Origin of the sequence: Sphingomonas segetis (assembly GCF_009720245.1) — a bacterium.
GTDB classification, from domain to species: domain Bacteria; phylum Pseudomonadota; class Alphaproteobacteria; order Sphingomonadales; family Sphingomonadaceae; genus Sphingomicrobium; species Sphingomicrobium segetis.
Genome location: NZ_WJSQ01000292.1, coordinates 1 through 1,177, shown reverse-complemented (window position 1 = coordinate 1,177; position 1,177 = coordinate 1). Strand labels below are relative to the sequence as shown.

Sequence of the window (1,177 nt, the reverse complement as noted above, 5' to 3'; positions counted from 1 at the left end):
CCGGTCGTGCCGNGCACGCCGAGGAACTGCTGCGGCTCGGCCCCGAGGTCGGGCAGCTTGGTCGCGGTGCGCGCCGGGACCACCGCCTCGTCGCGCCACCCGCCCATGTGCAGCACCAGGTCGCCCGCCGCGAATCCGTCCGCCTGGCTTTCAACCACCTCGCCGACGGCGCCGCCTTCCATCGGGGCGCCGAGCTGGAACGGCGGGACGTAGCTCTTCACGTCGTTCATCCGCCCGCGCATGTAGGGGTCGACCGAAAGCCAGCGATTGTGGACGTGGATCGTGCCTTCGCCGAGCGGCGGAAGCTCGATCTCCTTGAGCTCGAAATTCTCTGCCGTCGGCATCCCTTCCGGGCGGCTCTTCAGGTGCCAGGCGCGGGGCATGTTCGTTCCTTCGCACGAAAAGGACCCGGCGAGGAAGGGGACGGCCTCGCCGGGTCCGGTTAGCCTCCCACGGTGGAGGCTCAGCTCGCTATCGCCTCAGCGATAGGTGCCCTCGAAGCTTCGGTTGAGGGTCCGCGGGCCCATCTCGCCCTGGTCCTCGCGCTCGAACAACGCGCGGCTGCGGTTTTCGTCGCGCCACCGCTCCTTCGCCTCGTCCGCCGAGCAGTCGAGGATCACCTTGTCGCCCTCGACCCGGTGGATGTCCGAGCAGCTCAGCGAGTGATGCACGCCGCCGCTTTCGGGATCGGACTTGGCAAGGATGATCCGGTCGCCTGCGGTCCTGTCGACCGTGCCGACATGCTCGTCGTCCTTGCCGACCACTTCCATATGCTCGTGCACCTGGCCGAGCAGGCCGCGCTTCTCCTGCCGCCGTTCGCGCCAGCTGCCGAAATCGCTTTCGAACTTCGACTGATGCTCGCGGCGGAAGTCGTCATAATCGCGGTCGAGGTCGCTCATGTGCCGTTCGCGCCAGCTGCGGTAGTGCGGGTCGAAGTCCCGATCGCGAGAGCCCTCGCGCGAGCCGGCGAAACTGGTGCGGCGATAATCGTCGCGCCCGTACGGAGTCTGCGACCGGTAGTACTCGCCGGCGCCGCGCTCGCCGCGGCCGACGCCGCTGGCCGCGAAGAACTGGTCCGATTCATGCTCGGCGCGGCCGTAGTCGCCGGTCATCGGTCGGTAGGAACGGTCGCGCTCGCGGCCGAAGTCGCGGCCACGGTTGCGCTCGCCGCCGCCCC

1 protein-coding gene and 1 pseudogene are annotated in these 1,177 nt (G+C 69.0%); both read right to left on the bottom strand.

Features of this window, described 5'->3' with window-relative positions; all coding sequences use genetic code 11:
• Positions 1-344 (bottom strand): annotated as a pseudogene (locus GH737_RS14855) (NADP-dependent oxidoreductase); the annotation flags it as partial.
• A 135-nt stretch (positions 345-479) separates the two neighbouring features.
• A partial coding sequence (locus GH737_RS14850) for a DUF2171 domain-containing protein (protein ID WP_155265529.1) occupies positions 480-1,177 on the bottom strand: 698 nt, incomplete at its 5' end.